General features: G+C 65.7%; 1 protein-coding gene. It reads right to left on the reverse strand.

Annotation, left to right across the window (positions count from 1 at the left end):
* A partial coding sequence (gene gatB / locus ACESMD_RS08260; RefSeq protein WP_372612107.1) for an Asp-tRNA(Asn)/Glu-tRNA(Gln) amidotransferase subunit GatB occupies positions 1 to 1,091 on the reverse strand: 1,091 nt, incomplete at its 3' end.
* Between the last annotated feature and the right edge of the window lie 149 nt (positions 1,092 to 1,240).

Raw genomic sequence — 1,240 nt, forward strand, 5'->3', positions numbered from 1 at the left:
CCCTCGCGGTTCAGGGCGCCGGACAACTCGCCCTGCACCCAGTTGGCGGCCTGCTTGGCATCGCCGCAGGCGGTCATGACCGCCTCGAAGTATTCGGCCATCTCGCGGCTGGTCGAGAGCACTCCGGCGTCGTAGGCGGAAAGCCCCAGTTCGCTCTGGAAGCGGTCGCGCTTGTCGGCGGGCAGCTCCGGCAGGGAGGCACGCAGGTGGTCGACATAAGCGCTGTCGAGCACCACCGGCAGCAGATCGGGGCAGGGAAAGTAACGGTAATCGTTGGCTTGTTCCTTGGTCCGCATGCTGCGGGTCTCGTCGCGCTCAGGATCGAAGAGACGGGTTTCCTGGACGACCGTGCCGCCGTCCTCGAGCAGCTCGACCTGGCGTTCCACTTCGAAGGCGATGGCGCGCTCGACAAAGCGGAAGGAGTTGACGTTCTTGATCTCCGCCCGGGTGCCGAACTCGGCCTGGCCGACCGGGCGCACCGAGACATTGACATCGCAGCGCATGGAGCCCTCGGCCATATTGCCGTCGGAAATTCCCAGATAGGTGACGATCGAATGAATCGCCTTGAGGTAGGCCGCTGCCTCCCTGGCCGAACGCATGTCCGGCTCCGAGACGATCTCCAGCAGCGGGGTGCCGGCGCGGTTGAGGTCGATGCCGGTTATGCCGTGGCCCATTGGGTTAGAGAACGTTTCGTGCAGCGACTTGCCGGCGTCCTCTTCCAGATGGGCATGGTGCACCCGGATCCGCTTGGTGCTGCCGTCGTCCAGGCCGATCTCCACCTCGCCGGCACCGACGATGGGGTGGTACATCTGGCTGGTCTGGTAGCCCTTGGGCAGATCCGGATAGAAGTAGTTCTTGCGGTCGAACACCGAGACCTCGGGGATCTCGGCATGGATCGCCAGGCCGAACTTCACGGCCATGGCCACGGCCGCCTCGTTGAGGACGGGCAGGACGCCTGGCAGGCCCAGGTCAACGGCACAGGCCTGGCTATTGGGTGCTGCACCGAAGGCGGTGGAGGCGCCGGAGAAGATCTTCGAGCGGGTGGCGAGCTGGACGTGTACCTCCAGCCCGATCACTGTTTCCCATTCCATCAGAGGGTCTCCTCGGCAATGGCCGGACGACGGCGATGCCAGTCGGTGGCCTGCTGGAACTGGTGGGCGACATTGAGCAGGCGCGCCTCGGCGAAGTGGGTGCCGAGGATCTGCAGGCCGATGGGGCGGCCGCCGACGAAGCCGGCCGG

The organism is Halomonas sp. (genome assembly GCF_041689495.1).
GTDB lineage: Bacteria > Pseudomonadota > Gammaproteobacteria > Pseudomonadales > Halomonadaceae > Halomonas.